16 protein-coding genes and 1 pseudogene are annotated in these 15820 nt (G+C 65.4%); 15 read left to right on the plus strand and 2 right to left on the minus strand.

Translation table 11 applies throughout. The annotated features are described in order from the left end of the window. Positions 1-122: 122 nt before the first annotated feature. The gene (locus SX243_08490; protein ID MDY7092995.1) at positions 123-956 is read right to left on the minus strand and encodes a hypothetical protein; all 834 of its coding nucleotides are present in this window, start codon (positions 954-956) and stop codon (positions 123-125) included. A gap of 323 nt (positions 957-1279) precedes the next feature. On the opposite strand from SX243_08490, the gene SX243_08495 reads away from it, so the two are divergent. The 12 genes and pseudogenes from SX243_08495 (at position 1280) to SX243_08550 (ending at position 12110) form a co-directional block, all read left to right on the plus strand. After that, the gene (locus SX243_08495; protein MDY7092996.1) at positions 1280-2293 is read left to right on the plus strand and encodes an alcohol dehydrogenase; all 1014 of its coding nucleotides are present in this window, start codon (positions 1280-1282) and stop codon (positions 2291-2293) included. 350 nt (positions 2294-2643) lie between these two features. Continuing rightward, entirely contained in the window at positions 2644-3873 is a 1230-nt protein-coding gene (locus tag SX243_08500; protein MDY7092997.1) for an aspartate kinase, read from the plus strand. Next, positions 3870-4373 carry a diaminobutyrate acetyltransferase gene (gene ectA, locus SX243_08505; GenBank protein ID MDY7092998.1) on the plus strand — a complete coding sequence of 168 codons (504 nt, stop codon included), beginning with the start codon at positions 3870-3872 and terminating at the stop codon, positions 4371-4373. Before SX243_08500 ends, ectA begins: the two co-directional genes overlap by 4 nt. 156 nt (positions 4374-4529) lie before the next feature. After that, positions 4530-5789: a diaminobutyrate--2-oxoglutarate transaminase gene (gene ectB, locus SX243_08510; protein ID MDY7092999.1), complete on the plus strand. Its 1260-nt coding sequence runs from the start codon at positions 4530-4532 to the stop codon at positions 5787-5789. A 9-nt stretch (positions 5790-5798) separates the two neighbouring features. Beyond that, a pseudogene (locus tag SX243_08515) lies at positions 5799-5969 on the plus strand (ectoine synthase). Between the two features lie 83 nt (positions 5970-6052). Beyond that, complete coding sequence (thpD, locus tag SX243_08520) at positions 6053-6952, plus strand: ectoine hydroxylase (GenBank protein ID MDY7093000.1); 900 nt, start codon at positions 6053-6055, stop codon at positions 6950-6952. Continuing rightward, positions 6942-7871, plus strand: a complete 930-nt coding sequence (ehuB, locus tag SX243_08525) for an ectoine/hydroxyectoine ABC transporter substrate-binding protein EhuB (GenBank protein MDY7093001.1) — start codon at positions 6942-6944, stop codon at positions 7869-7871. Before thpD ends, ehuB begins: the two co-directional genes overlap by 11 nt. Before the next feature lie 97 nt (positions 7872-7968). Next, positions 7969-8637 carry an ectoine/hydroxyectoine ABC transporter permease subunit EhuC gene (gene ehuC / locus SX243_08530; protein MDY7093002.1) on the plus strand — a complete coding sequence of 223 codons (669 nt, stop codon included), beginning with the start codon at positions 7969-7971 and terminating at the stop codon, positions 8635-8637. 22 nt (positions 8638-8659) lie between these two features. Next, a complete protein-coding gene (ehuD, locus tag SX243_08535) occupies positions 8660-9325 on the plus strand; it encodes an ectoine/hydroxyectoine ABC transporter permease subunit EhuD (GenBank protein MDY7093003.1) in 666 nt (221 codons plus the stop codon). After that, positions 9318-10148 (plus strand): ectoine/hydroxyectoine ABC transporter ATP-binding protein EhuA, encoded by an 831-nt coding sequence (gene ehuA / locus SX243_08540; GenBank protein ID MDY7093004.1) that lies wholly within the window; start codon positions 9318-9320, stop codon positions 10146-10148. The genes ehuD and ehuA overlap by 8 nt, the downstream gene beginning before the upstream one ends. Before the next feature lie 167 nt (positions 10149-10315). Continuing rightward, positions 10316-11467: an aspartate-semialdehyde dehydrogenase gene (gene asd, locus SX243_08545; protein ID MDY7093005.1), complete on the plus strand. Its 1152-nt coding sequence runs from the start codon at positions 10316-10318 to the stop codon at positions 11465-11467. A 19-nt stretch (positions 11468-11486) separates the two neighbouring features. Continuing rightward, positions 11487-12110, plus strand: coding sequence for a MarC family protein (locus SX243_08550; protein MDY7093006.1), 624 nt, complete (start codon positions 11487-11489; stop codon positions 12108-12110). 4 nt (positions 12111-12114) lie between these two features. Here the strand turns inward: SX243_08550 and SX243_08555 are convergent, their stop codons facing one another. After that, entirely contained in the window at positions 12115-12609 is a 495-nt protein-coding gene (locus SX243_08555; protein MDY7093007.1) for a MarR family transcriptional regulator, read from the minus strand. A gap of 420 nt (positions 12610-13029) precedes the next feature. Between SX243_08555 and SX243_08560 the strand changes: the two genes are divergently transcribed. The 3 genes from SX243_08560 to SX243_08570 all read left to right on the plus strand — a co-directional run bounded on the left by SX243_08560 (position 13030) and on the right by SX243_08570 (position 15519). Beyond that, positions 13030-13626 (plus strand): hypothetical protein, encoded by a 597-nt coding sequence (locus SX243_08560; protein MDY7093008.1) that lies wholly within the window; start codon positions 13030-13032, stop codon positions 13624-13626. A gap of 18 nt (positions 13627-13644) precedes the next feature. Continuing rightward, complete coding sequence (locus tag SX243_08565) at positions 13645-14547, plus strand: hypothetical protein (GenBank protein MDY7093009.1); 903 nt, start codon at positions 13645-13647, stop codon at positions 14545-14547. 507 nt (positions 14548-15054) lie between these two features. Continuing rightward, complete coding sequence (locus tag SX243_08570) at positions 15055-15519, plus strand: DUF6714 family protein (GenBank protein ID MDY7093010.1); 465 nt, start codon at positions 15055-15057, stop codon at positions 15517-15519. Positions 15520-15820 lie beyond the last annotated feature (301 nt).

The raw sequence follows: 15820 nt of genomic DNA on the forward strand, positions 1-15820 counted from the left end.
GAGCGGAGCACCAAAGACTTCAACTCTCTCGACAAGGGGATGTTTCTCGCTTGCGCTGCTTCTTCGCAGGAGACTACTGGCTGGTGGAATAGATAGCGTTTTTGAGGCATAATTCTTAGTTATCAGTATTTAGCGATTGATTCGAGCGGTCGGATGCTTCCGGCTTTGATGGTGAGAGGGAATATGGGAAAAATAGCAGTATCGTTGTTTAGTGTCAATCGCTCTATTCGTCGATCCACACTTGCCTCGAGGAGGCTGACTTGGGGCCTTGGGAAGCTTGACCTCTTCTCGACTTGCTCTGGCGCGGTGGTTTGGGCCTCTTGCTCTATGAGCACCTCCCCCTCCACCGAAAACACCCCACCCCGCCCCCCAGCAAACCGCCTCGCCAGCTCGAACGCCTGCGCCTCCAGCCGGATCTGGGTATAACTCCGTCCATTCACCACCAGGTCTCCGATCCAGGATTTGAGGAAGGTCTCGGGGCCGAGATGGCGGTATTGGGTTAGGTGGACTAGTTCGTGGAAGAGGATGAATTGGGGGGAGAAGCCGCTGGAGCGGGATTCGTTGAGCAGGATGGTGTCGATGAGGGCGAGGCCGGAGGCTTGGCGGAAGTCGAGGGTGTTGGCGGCGGGGATGCGGAGCTCGGCGAGGAAGGGGGGATTCTCGAAGCGGGGGACGGTGCGGATGCGGGCGGTGGTGAGGACTTCTTCGGGGAAGTAGGGGCCGTAGAGCTCGAGCTCCTCGTTGGTGAGGGGGCGGGCTTCGGGGCGGTGGGTTTGGCGCTGGTCCTCGATCCACGCGTGCGCCTGCTGAACGATAGAGGCGAGCTGGGGATTGGGAGTTGGGTCGGCGGTGGCTTTGGGGTGTGAGCAGGCGGCGAGGAGGGCCAGGAAGAGACAGGGGACGAGGGCGGCGAAGCGGGGGAGCCAGCGGTGAGGGGATGCGGTGGCTTGGAGCATGGGGAACGAGTCCTTTGAGAATTGTGGGTCGGGCCGCGGGCTGAAGCGGTGTGGGATCGTGGTTGGAGGACGGTTGCGGGGAGCTGCTGGTGCGGCTTTGAAGGCAGCTCCTATCGCCCATCAGTATGGAGCTTGTGGCCTTGAAGTTTCATCGGTGCCGAGATTTCAGGAAAGTGACGGGGCTTCCGCAGCCCTTGACCCACGGCAGCTCGGCGGGAATAGTGTTTTAGCATGGGGTGATGAAGGCGGCGCGCGCTCCGCGTGGGCGTCTGGTCTCCGCCCTCGAAGAAGCCTACAGAGAATTGCAGCATGAGGAGTCAACGATGAAAGCCATGGTCGTACCAGCAGCGGGTGAGCCTCTGGAAATGCAGGATCTTCCGATGCCCGAGCCGGGGCGTGGGGAGGTGCGGGTGAAGGTGCACGCTTGTGGGGTGTGCCATAGCGATCTCTTCGTCACCGAGAACCTGTGGCCGGGGCTGCAATTTCCGCGCGTTCCGGGCCACGAGGTGGCCGGCGTGGTGGATGCGGTGGGGGAGGGGGTAACGCACTTCCAGAGCGGCGACCGCGTGGGGCTGGGCTGGCACGGTGGGCACGACGGCAGCTGCGACGCCTGCCTGCGGGGCAGATTCATCCACTGCGAGAACGCCCAGATCACCGGCCTCTCCATGAACGGCGGCTACGCCGAGTACGTGGTGGCACCGGCGGTGGCGCTGGCACGGGTGCCGGAGGGGATGGCCTTTGCCGATGCCGGGCCGTTGCTGTGTGCCGGCGTGACCACCTTCAACGCCCTGCGCAACGCGGGGGCGCGCCCGGGGGACTTGGTGGGAGTTCAGGGTCTCGGAGGCCTCGGGCATCTGGGAGTGCAGTTCGCCCATGCCATGGGCTTCCGGGTGGTGGCCATCTCCCGCGGGGCGGAGAAGAAGGACTTCGCTCACGAGCTGGGGGCGGATCATTACGTGGATTCGGAGGCCGGCGATCTGGGGCAGGCGCTCCAGGAGCTGGGGGGAGCGAAGGTGTTGTTGGCGACGGCGCCCAATGCTGAGGCCATCTCGGCGTTGGTGCCGGGGCTGGGAATGGAGGGCGTGGTGATGGTGGTGGGGGCCGCGGGGGAGCCGTTGACCATCTCCGCCATCGACCTCATCTCCGCTGACCGCCGGGTGCAGGGTTGGTCCTCGGGCACCGCCATCGACTCCACCGACACGATGGAGTTCGCTCAGCAGCACGGCATTCGGCCGATGATCGAGACCTTCCCGCTGGCCCAGGCCTCGGAGGCCATCGAGCACATGAAGAGCGGCAAGGTGCGGTTCCGCTCAGTGATCGAGGTCGCTGGTTCCTGAGTAGGTCTCGGAGGAGACCTGAGTAGGTTCGCAGGCGAGAGGCGTCCCGGTGGCTCTGGTCGGGGCCACTGGCCCGTCCGACAAGCCCGTCCTCAAGGGGCCCCGTGGGGGCTTCGGGGGCGGGTTTTTTGAGGCTTATCGCAAATATCTGAAGTTATCTGAGCCTGGTCCTTGCAATTCCTGGGGGCAGGTCTTACAATAATACTTGCTGCAGCACACATTGCTGCCGCAATGATTTCACAGCTTCTTCATCGAGAGGAAGGCATCCCCCGCCTTCCAAGAAGCTAGGAACCTCTTAAGAAAAAAGCAAAACACTATTCTTGAGATCTGTCTCACAAGGAGACACGACCATGAAGATCAAGGTTCAAAAATACGGCGGAAGTTCCGTCGCCGATCAACATAAATTACAGCACGTAGCCCGGCGCATCGTCCGGTCCCGCCAGTCGGGATACGGCATCGTCGTGGTGGTGTCCGCCATGGGCGACACCACCGAGGAGTTGCTGCAGGTGGCCCAGGGGCTTTCCAGGTCCCCGGATCGCCGAGAGCTGGACATGCTGCTGTCTTCCGGAGAGCGCATTTCCACGGCTCTGCTCACCCTCACCATTCAGGAGCTAGGGCAGGATGCCATCTCCCTCACCGGGGCCCAGAGCGGCATCATCACCTGCAATCGCCACTTCAACGCCGAGATCGACCGGGTCGAGCCGACCCGCATCATTGAGGAGTTGGAGCAGGGCAAGGTGGTGGTGGTGGCCGGATTCCAGGGTTCATCGCCGGAGGGAGAGACCACGACCCTCGGCCGGGGCGGCTCGGATACCACCGCCGTCGCACTGGCCGCGGCCCTCAACGCCGAACGGTGCGAAATCTTCAGCGACGTGGACGGTGTGTTCACCGCCGATCCGCGCATCGTCGAAGAGGCTCAGCCCCTGGAAGTCATCGATTACGAGGAGATGCTCGAGCTCGCCCGCCACGGCGCCAGCGTGCTCAAGACCGACGCGGTGAAATACGCCCGCGACCTGGGCGTGCCGCTGCGCGCCGCCTCCACGTTCAGCAACGCCCCCGGGACCATCGTCACCGGTCTCGAAGCGGAGCGCGGCAGTGAGCTGGAGATTCGCGGCGTGGCCTGTCACCGGGAGCTGATCCGGGTGGCCATGGAGCCCTGTGAGGAGCTGCAGAAGGCCGTGCTCGAAGCCGGCGGCAGCCCGGATGTCTATCTGGGCGGTGCGGTGAACGAACGCCACGAGATGCTGGTCAAGCCGGAGAGCGTCGCCGACGCCGAAGGCCTGCAGGAAACCCTCTTCGAAGAGTTCGGCTCGCGGGTCGAGGTGGACACGGGGTTCGGCTCCGTCTCCGTCATCGGCTGGGGGCTGGGCAACGCCGAGGACCATCGGCGCAGCTTCGAGCAGCTCGGCCGTCAGGTGGGTTCCACCAATGGTCGTCACGTTGCTTCCGACCACTCTTTCACCTATTTGTTGGAGAGCGAGCTGGTGGAGCAGACCACCCGCGCCCTGCATGGCAAGCTCATCACCTCCGCCTTGGAGGCCACCGCGGCCGGCCAGCTGGGAGGAGGCGCCAGCGCATGAGATTTCGTCACCCGCAGATGGAAGACGGCTCGGACCTCTGGCGTCTCGTAGGGGATGCCGGGACCCTCGAGCTCAACAGCGCGTACACCTATGTCCTGATGGCCACCCACTTTGCCGACACCTGCCTGTTGGCGGAGAGCGACGAGGGCGAGCCCCTCGGCTTCGTGGTGGCGTATCGGCCGCCGACCCATCCGGAGGCGGTCTTCGTCTGGCAGGTGGCGGTGGCGCCGGAAGCCCGCGGCCAAGGATTGGGCCGACGGCTGTTGGAAGAGCTGGTGGCCCGCACCGCCGAGGACGGCGTGCGCTATCTGGAGGCCACGGTGACGCCGGACAACGAGCCGTCCCGCAAGCTCTTCCGCAGCTTCGCCCGGGAGCTCGATACCGAGTGCCGGGTCGAGGACTTCATGGGCCAGGAGGTCTTCCCCCAGGACCATGAGGCGGAGGATCTTTTCCGCATCGGTCCCATCGAGGGCTCGGCCTTCGAAGCACTGGCCTCCTGAGCCAGTTTTCCAGATCTGGCCGAGCCTGAACGGCCAGCGCGGGACATCCCCCAGGTCGGTTTGCCGGCCCGGGGTCGACGTTTATCCGGGCTCCACGATTCAAAGATCCTTTTTACTCAAGTTTCAACCCTACCGATAAGCAAAGCGAGGATACTCATGTTACAGACCATCCAGCGAATGGAATCGGAGGTTCGCGGCTACTGCCGGAGCTTCCCGACCGTTTTTTCTACCGCCCGCGGTTCTCATCTCACCGACGTCGACGGCAAGCAATACCTCGACTTCTTCTCTGGCGCCGGCGTGCTCAGCTACGGCCACAATCATCCGCTGCTCAAGAAGCGCCTGCTGGAGTATCTGGAGAGCGACGGCGTCACCCACAGCCTGGATATGGCCACCGAAGCCAAGGTGCGCTTCTTGGAGCGCCTGGACGAGGTCATCCTGGGGCCCCGCCAGCTGCCCTACAAGGTGCAGTTCCCGGGGCCCACGGGTACCAACGCGGTGGAGTCGGCTCTCAAGCTGGCGCGCAAGGTCACCGGGCGGGAGCGCGTGCTCTTCTTCACCAACGGCTTCCACGGCATGACCCTGGGTTCGCTGGCGGTTACCGGCAACGCCTCCAAGCGCGCCGGCGCCGGCATTCCGCTGGCCAACGCCACCCCGGTGCCTTTCGATGGCTACCTGGGGTCCGAGGTGGATAGCCTGGACTTCCTGGAGACCGCGCTGGAGGATTCTTCCAGCGGCTTTGACAAGCCGGCGGCGGTGATCATCGAGACGGTGCAGGCGGAGGGCGGCGTCAACGTCGCCGGTCATGAGTGGCTGAAGCGTCTGGCGGCTCTATTGAAGCGCCACGGCGTGCTGCTCATCGTCGACGACATCCAGGTCGGCTGTGGTCGCACCGGCCCGTTCTTCAGCTTCGAGAAGGCGGGCATCGTGCCGGACATCGTGTGCCTGTCGAAGGCGCTGAGCGGCTATGGCCTGCCCCTGGCGGTGGTCTTGATGAAGCCGGAGCACGACATTTGGGAGCCGGGGGAGCACAACGGCACCTTCCGCGGCCACAACCCGGCTTTCGTCACCGCCACCGCCACCCTCGAGCTGTGGGAGGGCGAGGGCCTGACCCCGCAGACCGAGGCCAAGACGAAGCTGGTGGAGACCCAGCTCCGGGAGATGGCCGAGAACCACCCGGACTTGGTGGTGGACGTGCGCGGCCGAGGCCTGATTCAGGGTGTCGAGCTGGTGGACGACCTCGCCGTCCGGCTGTCCCGGGAGTGCTTCCAGAACGGTCTGATCATCGAGACCGCCGGCCCCTCGGACGAAGTCTTGAAGCTGTTGCCGGCGCTGACCACTCCGGAGGCGGAGCTGAAGACCGGTCTCGACATCATTTCCTCCGGCCTCGACGCGGTGGCGCGGGCCCACGCGGCGTAAGGAGGGCTCGATCACCACGAGCACATTCCGCGGTTGAAGACGCAGATGCGTAGGATCTGCGTCTTCACACCGCCCATCACCGGTTGCGAGGTGCACGTCGAGGCCGGTGCCTATCCCCCTGCTCCAGGGTGGGGGAGGCGCCGCCTGACGCCGGCTGCCTCGCCTGATACGGTTCTGTAGACCGGGGCGGCTCACGCCGCCCGTTCGTCCCGCCCATTCGAGGTGTCACATCCATCATTCCCACGAAGGAGGAACACCACTTCATGTCGACCGCCACCACAACCACTGAATCGACCATCGATTTCTATCCATCGAGAGTCAGTACCAGGCCGGCGCTCTTGGAGCGCAAAGACCCCGTAGTATGGGGCGCCGAGAGCGACGGCCCCTTAAGTATCATGCACATGCGCCAGTATGAGCAGAAGGGCTTTCTGATCTTCGAGCGCATGTTCAACGCCGACGAGCTGGCTCCGTTCATCGACGAGCTCGACCGGCTGCGCGCCAGCGACGAGGTCAAGACCTCGCCGGAGGCGATCACCGAGCCCAGCAGCAAAGCGGTGCGCAGCATCTTCGCCATTCACGAGAGCAGCGAGATCCTCCGCGGCCTGTGCCTGCATCCGCGGGTAGTGAAAATCGCCCGGCAGCTGCTGGGCAGCGACGTCTACGTCCACCAGAGCCGGGTCAATTACAAGCCGGGCTTCTGCGGCAAGGAGTTCTACTGGCATTCGGACTTCGAGACCTGGCACGTAGAGGACGGTATGCCGCGCATGCGCGCCGTCAGCTGCTCCGTGAGTCTCACCGACAACAGCCCCTTCAATGGGCCGCTGATGCTCATCCCCGGCTCCCACAAGCACTTCCTGGCCTGCGTCGGCGAGACCCCGGAGGAGCACTACAAGAGCTCGCTGAAGCAGCAGGAATACGGCGTGCCGGACAACGACAATCTGGCCAAGATGGTGCACGCCGGCGGTATCGAGGGCGCCACCGGACCCGCCGGCAGCGTGGTCTTCTTCGAGTGCAACACCATGCACGGTTCGAGCTCGAACATCACGCCCCTGCCCCGGAGCAATTGCTTCACCGTCTTCAACAGCGTCGAGAACAAGCTGGTAGCGCCCTTCTGCGGCCTGCCGCCCCGGCCCAACTTCATCGCCAATCGTCATGAAGACTGAAAAAGCCGCGAGCAGCCGCCGGCGGCCGAGGGTGTTGGGAGCTGCGGTGTTGGTCCCCCTCATCGGTCTCGCCATCCTGCTGGTGGGGCAGCTGGCCTGCCAGCCGGCACCCACTGACGAGAGTGCCCTGGAGCGCATCCAGCGCACCGGGGTGGTGAAGGTGGGCTATGCCAACGAGGCTCCCTACGCCTATGTCGACACCGCCAGCGGCCGAGTGACGGGGGAGGCTCCGGAGGTCGCTCGCGCGGTGTTCGGAAACCTGGGGGTGGAGCAGGTGGAAGGCGTGCTCACGGACTTCGGCTCGTTGATCCCCGGTCTCCAGGCCGGCCGCTTCGACCTCATCGCCGCCGGCATGTACATCACGCCGCCGCGCTGCCAGCAGATCGCCTTCTCCGAGCCCACCTACTGCATCGGTGAGGCCTTCGTGGTGGCGGCGGGCAATCCCCTGGACCTGCATTCCTACAACGATGTCGCCGCCCATGAATCGGCGACCCTCGGCGTGGTGGCGGGAACGGTGGAGCGGGGCTACGCTCGGGATCTGAACGTGCCCGACGAGCGCGTCGTGGTCTTTCCCGACGCCCCCAGCGCCATCGCCGGCGTCGAGGCGGGGCGGGTGGACGCCTATGCCGGCACCAGCCTCACCGTCGGGGACTTGTTGGCGAAGCGCAACAGCCCGCAGCTGGAGCGCGCCGAGCCCTTCCAGCAGCCGGTCATCGACGGCGAGACGGCGAAGGGCTGCGGTGCCTTCGGCTTCCGGTCCACGGATCAGGAGCTGGTGGCGGCGGTCAATCGTGAGCTCGCCGCCTTCCTGGGCAGCGAAGAGCATCGGCAGCTGGTGGAACCCTTCGGCTTCGGCGCTAGCGAGCTGCCGGGGGACGCCACCACCGAGACCCTGTGCCAGCCGGACAACGCCAGCTGAGATCACCCAAGGCTGGCTTCGAGAATCGACCCGAATCGCCGTCCTCACTGGTTATCCCGCAGTAAGAACGAAGTCTAAGCAGAAAGTCTAGTCTCCAGTGAATTCCCTTCCCCCTCCCCTGGACCTGCTCCCGGGCCTTTTGGCCGGGGTACAGGCGACGGTAGTGCTGACCCTCGGCGGGGCTGTCCTGGCGGTAGTGTGCGCGCTGGCAGCGGGGTTGGGGAGGCTGTCGAAGCGAGCTGCGGTACGGGCCGTCGCCACCGGTTATGTGGAGGTCTTCCGCGGTACCTCGGCGCTGGTGCAGCTGTTTTGGTTCTATTTCGCCCTGCCCTTCGTGGGCATTCGCCTCGACGCCATCACCGCGGGCATCGTTGTGCTGGGATTGAATATCGGTTCCTACGGCGCCGAGGTGGTGCGTGGAGCGATCCAGGCAGTGCCGCCGGGACAGCGGGAGGCGGGGGTGGCCCTGGGCTTTACTCCGCGCCAGATCCGCTGGCGCATCGTGGTGCCTCAGGCGGCGGTGGCCATGATGCCCCCCGCGGGCAACCTCCTCATCGAGCTTCTCAAGGCCAGCGCCCTGGCCTCCCTGATCACCGTCCACGAGCTGACCTTCCAGGGGCAGCTGCTGCGCGACGCCACCTTGCGAACCCTCGAGATCTACGCCGTGGTCTTGATCCTGTACTACGCCTTGGCGCGGCTCATCACCTGGGGCATGGGGCGGCTGGAGCGCCGGCTGGCCCGCGGCCGCGACGCCGCCCTCGCTTGAACGGTTTCCGAGCTTCTAGAGTATGAATACCACCATCTTCGACTGGGCCTTCGCCTGGGAAATCCTGCCGGCGCTCTTCCGAGCGTTGGGGGTGACCGTGTTGGCGACGGTGCTGGGAATGGCCATCGCCCTGCCCCTGGGGCTGCTGTGGACCATCCTGCGGCGCGGGAACCGCTGGGTCGCCGGCCCGGTGGATCTGGCGGTGGATTTCATTCGCAGCACGCCCCTGCTGATTCAGATCTACTTCCTGTTCTACGCTCTGCCCAAGATCGGCCCGGCCTTCTCGCCGCTGCTCACCGGCGTCGTGGCCTTGGGGCTGCACTACAGCAGCTACACTGCCGAGGTCTACCGCGCGGGCATCGACGGCGTTGCCCGCGGGCAGTGGGAGGCTGCCAAGTCGTTGGGCTTCTCGCGCTGGCAGACCTGGCGCAAGGTGATTCTGCCCCAGGCTCTGCCGCCGGTGGTGCCGGCTCTGGGCAACTACCTCATCGCCATGTTCAAAGACTCTCCCATGCTCGCCGCCATCACCGTCGCGGAGCTACTGCAGACCGCCCGGGTCATCGGTGCCGAGCAATTCCGTTACCTCGAACCCATGACCCTCGTCGCCATGCTCTTCCTGCTGGTGAGCGTTCTGTCGTCGCGGCTGGTGGGCTGGGTCGAGAACCGTCTGGTGGTACGCCATGCCTGATTCCACGACTCCCTCCGGCGCCGAGGACTCCCCCGGGTCCAAGGACGTTGATGCTCAGCCCATCATCGAGATCCAGAATGTCTCCAAGCGCTTTGGCGAGGTGGAGGTGCTCTCCGGCCTGAGCCTGACGGTGCAGCCGCGGGAACGGGTTTCCCTCATCGGCCCCAGCGGCAGCGGCAAGTCCACCGTGTTGCGCATCGTCCAAGGCCTGGAGCCGGTGGACGAAGGGCGCATCCTCATCGACGGCCAGAGCCTCTACACCATGGAGAAGAACGGCCGCGAGGTGCCGGCGGACGACGCCCACCAGCGCCGGGTGCGCTCTCAGGTGGGCATGGTCTTCCAGCACTTCCACCTCTTCCCCCACATGACCGCCCTGGGCAACATCACCGCGGCTCCCGTTCACGTGGCGGGCAAGAGCCGCAGGGAGGCGGAGACCCAGGGGCGGGAGCTGCTGGCCATGGTGGGCTTGGAGGACCGCGCCGACGCCTACCCGGCGCAGCTCTCCGGCGGCCAGAAACAGCGGGTGGCCATCGCCCGAGCCCTGGCGATGAATCCCAAGGTGATGCTCTTCGACGAGGTCACCTCGGCCCTCGACCCGGAGGTGGTGGGGGAGGTTCTGGAGGTGGTGCGGGAGCTCTCCCGCAGCGATATGACCATCCTGGTGGTGACCCATCAGATGGGCTTCGCCGGCGAGATCTCCGACCGCATTCTCTTCCTCGACTCCGGACGAATCGTCGAGGACGGGCCGCCGCAGCAGATTCTCGAGGACCCGGAAGAGCCTCGAACCCGCACCTTTCTCAAGCGGGTGCTGGAGGCCGGGTAGCTCGCTGGAGCTACCGCCGTTCTTCCCCTTCTCTGCCTTTTTCAACAGACGAATATCCATCTCGGTGCGCCGATGAAGATTGGGAACTCTCCGGCTCCGGACTCTCGCCTCGAGAGTCGATGGAGCGCCGGGGGTTCCAGCGGGCCGATCCCGAAAGGACGAAGATCATGAATACCCAGAGCCACGAGCACAGCAATACTCCTCCCGACGGCGCCCGCGAGCGCATTCCGGTGGGCGTCTTGGGCGCCACCGGCGCCGTGGGGCAGCGCTTCCTCACCCTGCTGGCGGACCATCCCTGGTTCGAGCCAGTGGCCCTCTTCGGCTCCCAGCGTTCCGCCGGCAAGCCCTATCGTGAGGCCGCGACCTGGATGCAGGAGCAGGACATTCCGGAATCCGTCGCGGACCTGGAGGTACGGCTGTTGGGGCCGGCACCGGAGTGCCGCATCCTCTTCTCCGCCCTCGAAGCCTCGGCGGCGGACAAGGCGGAACGGGAGCTTGCCGCCGCCGGCCATTTCGTCGTCTCCAACGCCCGCAGCCACCGCATGGATCCGGATGTGCCGTTGGTGGTGCCGGAGGTCAATCCGGAGCATCTGGGCTTGGTGGAGGAGCAGAAGCACGGGGAGGGGGCGATCATCACCAATCCCAATTGCTCCACCATCGGCCTGGTCTGCGTGCTCAAGCCGCTACAGGACGCCTTCGGTATTCGCCAGGTGCGGGTGGTGACGCTCCAGGCCCTCTCCGGTGCCGGTTTTCCGGGAGTCTCGAGCCTGCACGCTGTGGACAATGTGGTGCCCTATATCTCCGGCGAAGAAGATAAGCTGGAGAACGAGCCGCGCAAAATCCTCGGCACTCTGGAATCGGGGGAGATCCATCCTGCGGAGATCACCGTCAGCGCTCAATGCAATCGGGTTCCGGTGATCGACGGCCATCTGCTCTGCATCTCGGTAGAGCTCGATGGCGACCCCTCCGTGGAGGAGGTGGAGGCGGCGCTCCGGGAATTCCGCGCCGAACCTCAGGAGCGTGGGCTACCCACCGCTCCGGAGACTCCGGTGGTGGTGACTCAGAAGGAGGATCGCCCGCAGCCGCGGGTGGATCGCTCCCGCGGTGGCGGCATGGCGGTCACCGTCGGCCGTGTGCGGCCGTGCCCGCTGGGCGGCTACCAGATGGTGGCGCTCTCTCACAATACGCTGCGGGGCGCCGCCGGCGGCGCCATCCTCCTCGCCGAGCTGGCGGTGGACCAGGGACTGGTGCCGGAGGTTGCTCCCTTCTCCAAGGACTCCCTGGCCAGCGCTCCGGAAGCGGTCGCGGCGGGGCGCTGAGAAAGGCTTCGAGACTCGCATGAACTGGAACGAGCTGATCGAAGCGGCGGGATTGCTCTTCGTCCTGGTCAATCCCTTCCTGTTGAGCATCTATCTGCTGGGCCTGATCCGGCGGCTCAATCGCAAGACCTTTCAGAGCGTCCTGATCCGGGGATCGCTCATCGCCACCGCGGTGTTCATCGCCTTCAGCTGGATGGGGGATCGTGTTTTCAACGACGTCCTCCACGTGCGCTTCGCCGCCTTTCTCATCTTCGGCGGTGTCGTCTTTCTGCTCATCGCCCTGCGCTTCGTCTTTCACGGGCCGGAGAGCATCTCCGAGATTCGGGGGGACGCCAAGCATCTCGCCGGCTCAGTGGCCATGCCCTTTCTCATCGGACCGGGCACGGTGAGCGCCAGCATCCTCGTCGGTGCGCGGCTGCCGATGCTGCCGGCGGCGCTGGCCATCGTGCTGGCCATGACCGCCGCCATCGGATCGCTGCTGGCATTCAAGGTGCTTCACGACTGGGTCTCCGTCCGCCGGGTAGACCTGGTGGAGCGCTATGTCGAAGTGGTGGGCCGGCTAGTGGCGCTGCTCATCGGCAGCATCGCGGTGGAGATGCTCCTGCAGGGGGTGGAGAAGTGGTGGCAGAGCCTCGCCCCCTGAGTCGCTATTCGTCCTCGACCTCGACGCCCTCGACCAGGATCGGTGCCGCATCCTCGGCTTCCGCGTCCATCAGCTGGACGATGCGGTCCAGCGCCGCCAGCAGGGAGAGGCGCTCGCGCTCCGAGATGTCCTTCAGTCGTTCGAGGAACCGCTCATCCAGCGGCGCCGGCAGCGCGTGGTACCGCTCGGCTCCATGCTCGGTAAGCCGAAGCAAAACCTTGCGGCGATCCGACTCGCTACGGTAGCGCTCCACCAGGTCCTTCGACACCAGCCGGTCGATGATCCTCGATACCGTCGCCGACGACAACGAGACGCGGGAGCTGATGGAGCCGATGGTGACTTCTTTGTCGGCGCTCTCGGCAATGGCCTTGAGGCTGATCAACTGGGGGAGGGTGAGGCCCGTGTGGCGGGCGAGCTCGCGGGAGTGGAGGGAGACCCGCCGCAGGATCCGCCGCAGGGCGCGGAGCACTTCGAAGCCCACGGTGTCGTCGTGCCTCATCGACTTCTCCAGGGGCTTTCCAGCGTGACTTCAGTGCCAGCGATGGTGCCCCGCCGAGGAATTTCCCGAGACCCAAGAACCGCCGGGCAGAGGGTGGGTTCCACCGGTGGCAGCTTGTTCCGGGGCCGGCCTGGGGTCGGCGTCGCGCGAGTTTAGCAGCAGAGACCGCCGAAACGCCCAGGATTCTGTCTTCAGCAGCCCGTTCGAGGCCGACGAAAGGCCCCCGGCGGGCCGCGAGCCGTCTCTCCGGCGACCCTTGGAGGGGTGCCGACGGACTCGATGCGGAAGCCTGCTGGCTCCCGAGCTCGGGCTCGGGCTCGGTGAAACTCTCAGCCCGCTCTTTGTCTCTAATGAATAGGTAGGAAGTGGTTGGTGGCGTCACAGTGGCGCTCCTCCAGCTTCCGAGGAAAGGAGCCAGAGATGATTCCCCGAGTGAAGATTTTCCTAGTGGTCTCCGTTCTTTCTCTGCTCTTGGTTGTCGGAACCGTGGCGGCCCAAGGTGGAGCTGCCCGGGGCGGTGCTGATCCCCAGGGGGCTCAGCAACAGATGAACCAGCAGCAGGCAGCTCAACAGCAGGCGGCTCAACAGCAGGCGGCTCAGCATATGAATCAGCGCCAGATGGAGCGCATGACTCAGGCTTTGGAGCGCGTGCAGCGCCTGGAGCAGCGAGCAAATCGGATGATGGAACAGATGGCCGGGACGGGGAAACCCGCCGCCGGCGGCCAGTCTATGGGTGGACAAGCCATGGGTGGCCAGATGGCCGGCATGGGGGACCGGGATCGGCAGATGATGCAACTCTGCGACTCGGTGGCGACTCTGGCCGGGGACATGACCCGGGCCATGGACCGCATCCACCAGAATTTGCAGGATCCGGACTTCGCTCGCGACCGGGACATGCAGCGAGACATGGATCGCCTGCGCGAGCACATCGAAGACATGACCGGTCCGCTGGAGGACGCTCTGCAGACCATGGACCGCATGCGCGATCGGTTGCACAAGCCGGACGCCGGCTCGTGATTCTTCGGGAGCCCCGCCATGAGACCTCATCTACGAGCTTGGATAGTGCTGGCCACAGCGGCCTTGGCTGTGGCCGGCCCGGCCTTGGGCCAGTCGGGAGATTGGAGCTACAGCGGCTCGCTGCAGCTCGCTTCCGGCGACTACTCCCTCAGTGAGACCACTCGGAGCCTGCTGCTCTACAGTGGCCTGACCTACGAAACCGGGGCCTGGACCCTGTCGGCGAGCCTGCCGCTCATCGATCAGGACTCGCCCTACATCACCTACGCCGGCGGGACTCCCGTGCCTTCCGGCCGCCGACTGGGTCAGGATGGCGATTCCTCCGGCACCGACGGTACCGGCAGCGGCTCGTCCATGGGCTCGGGTCGCGGTGGTCGGGGGGTGGTGGAGGTTCCCGATCCGGACACTCTGGACTTCGACCAAACCGGCGTCGGAGATCCGCTCCTACGCCTCGACTGGCGGAGGGCGGGGGATTCCGCCGGCCCGCGGTTCGGAGTCTACGGTGCGGTCAAGCCCCCCTTGGCCGACGAGGACAGCGGCTTCGGGACCGGCGAATGGGATTATGGCGCCGGTCTCACCCTGGCCAACCGGTTGGGCCGTAGCCTGCTGTTGGCGGATCTGGGCTATTGGGTCTACGGCGATCTGCCGGACCTGGAGCTCGAGGACGGCCTCAGCTACAGCCTGGGCCTCGGCCGCAGCTGGGCAGAAGGCCGCTACTCCGCTCTCGCCTCGATCTTTGGCGCCACCGAGATCATCGACGGCGCCGAAGCTCCCCTGCAGGCGAGCCTGACCCTCAATCGCAGCCTCGGTGCCGGGACGAAGGCGGCTGCCCGTAGCCTCAGCCTGACCGTCGGCGCGGGGCTCAGCGATGCCTCTCCGGACTTTTCCATCGCCGCCGGATGGCGGATCCGATGGAGCGGTTGAGTCCTCGTCTTTCCTGATCTCAATCCTCAAGGGTCGGGTTCTCCGGCCCTTTCCCGATCTTCTCCTCTCCCTGGCTGCCTCGGGGGCAAGCCGGCTCTCCCGCTGCAGTCCCACCTCGCCGAGCCTCCGCGATCACGCTCCCTCACGGTATGACAGGGAGGTGATTTCCCCTCCCGCGCAGTCAAACAGAGCTTGCGAGACCTTGACAGTGCGGGAGGCTCGGTGAGAGATTCCTAAGTGTCAATTTAAGTTCTTGAGCTCTTGGAGCAGCTCCTACTACGTCATCAGTTCGGGGTTTGACCCCGGCGGGGCCTGGGCGATGGGGGAGTTGGAATTAGCCCGAGCTGCGGGCTGAGGAGGCAGGCCCCAGGAGGGAAGTCCGATATGGAAAGAGCGCCCGAAGGGTCTGCGTCGGCGGGGGAAGGTACACGGTTGAACGGGAGCCCGAGGGCTCCCGCTACCGGACTCTCAACGGAGTCTCCAACCGTCGCGAATCTGCGGAGAACCATGAGGGCCGCCTTCTCGGGCCGCCCCTACCCCGGGGACGATGGCCTGTTGGAGCGCCAGCCAGGAAGCCGCGGAGCGGAGCTCGAGGAGGCGTGGGACTTCTTCCAGGGACGTTCCTGGAGCGACGTGCTGGAGGAGGCGGACGGCGTCACCCTGCGGGACACCATGAGCTTCCTCTCCCCGGGCGGCCTCGCTTACTACCTGCCCGCTTTGGCGCTGCTCTCGGTAGATGTGGAGGACCCCGGGGCCGTGGACGACAAGTTGGTCCGCGAGTTGCGCTCAGCCCCCCAGGAGATCGCCCACCGCCTCGACCCGGCCCAGCAGCGGGCGACGGTGCGGCTGCTGCAATATCTGGCGAGCGAATACGCTGGCTGTAGCTCTGCTGACAAGTCCCTCGCCGACAATCCCGCCCAGGAGGCTCTAGACGAATATTGGTCCTCCTACCAGGAGCCGGACCGTGGCTAGGGCGCCGGACTGGGGATAGGTGCGGACTGGAGACAGGTGAAGCAAGGCTGTGAACGGGGTCTTGTCCAGCCCCTGATCTCTTCTCACCCCTAGCGACAGCACGCCCGAGACAGAAGAAGAAGCCCTCGGGTAGGGCCCCGAGGAGGTCTGCGAGCTTCCTCCGTACTTGCCTGCTGCGCGGGCAGATGAGATGAGTGCCGGTTTTCAATTAGCCTTGTGCGCATTATGCTATTGATTGTGCGGTGAGGCACGGCTTTCCGGGATGGGCTCGGGGCTGGACGTCAGCAGCCCATCCCTAGCA

The organism is Acidobacteriota bacterium (genome assembly GCA_034211275.1).
Lineage (GTDB): Bacteria > Acidobacteriota > Thermoanaerobaculia > Multivoradales > JAHZIX01 > JAGQSE01.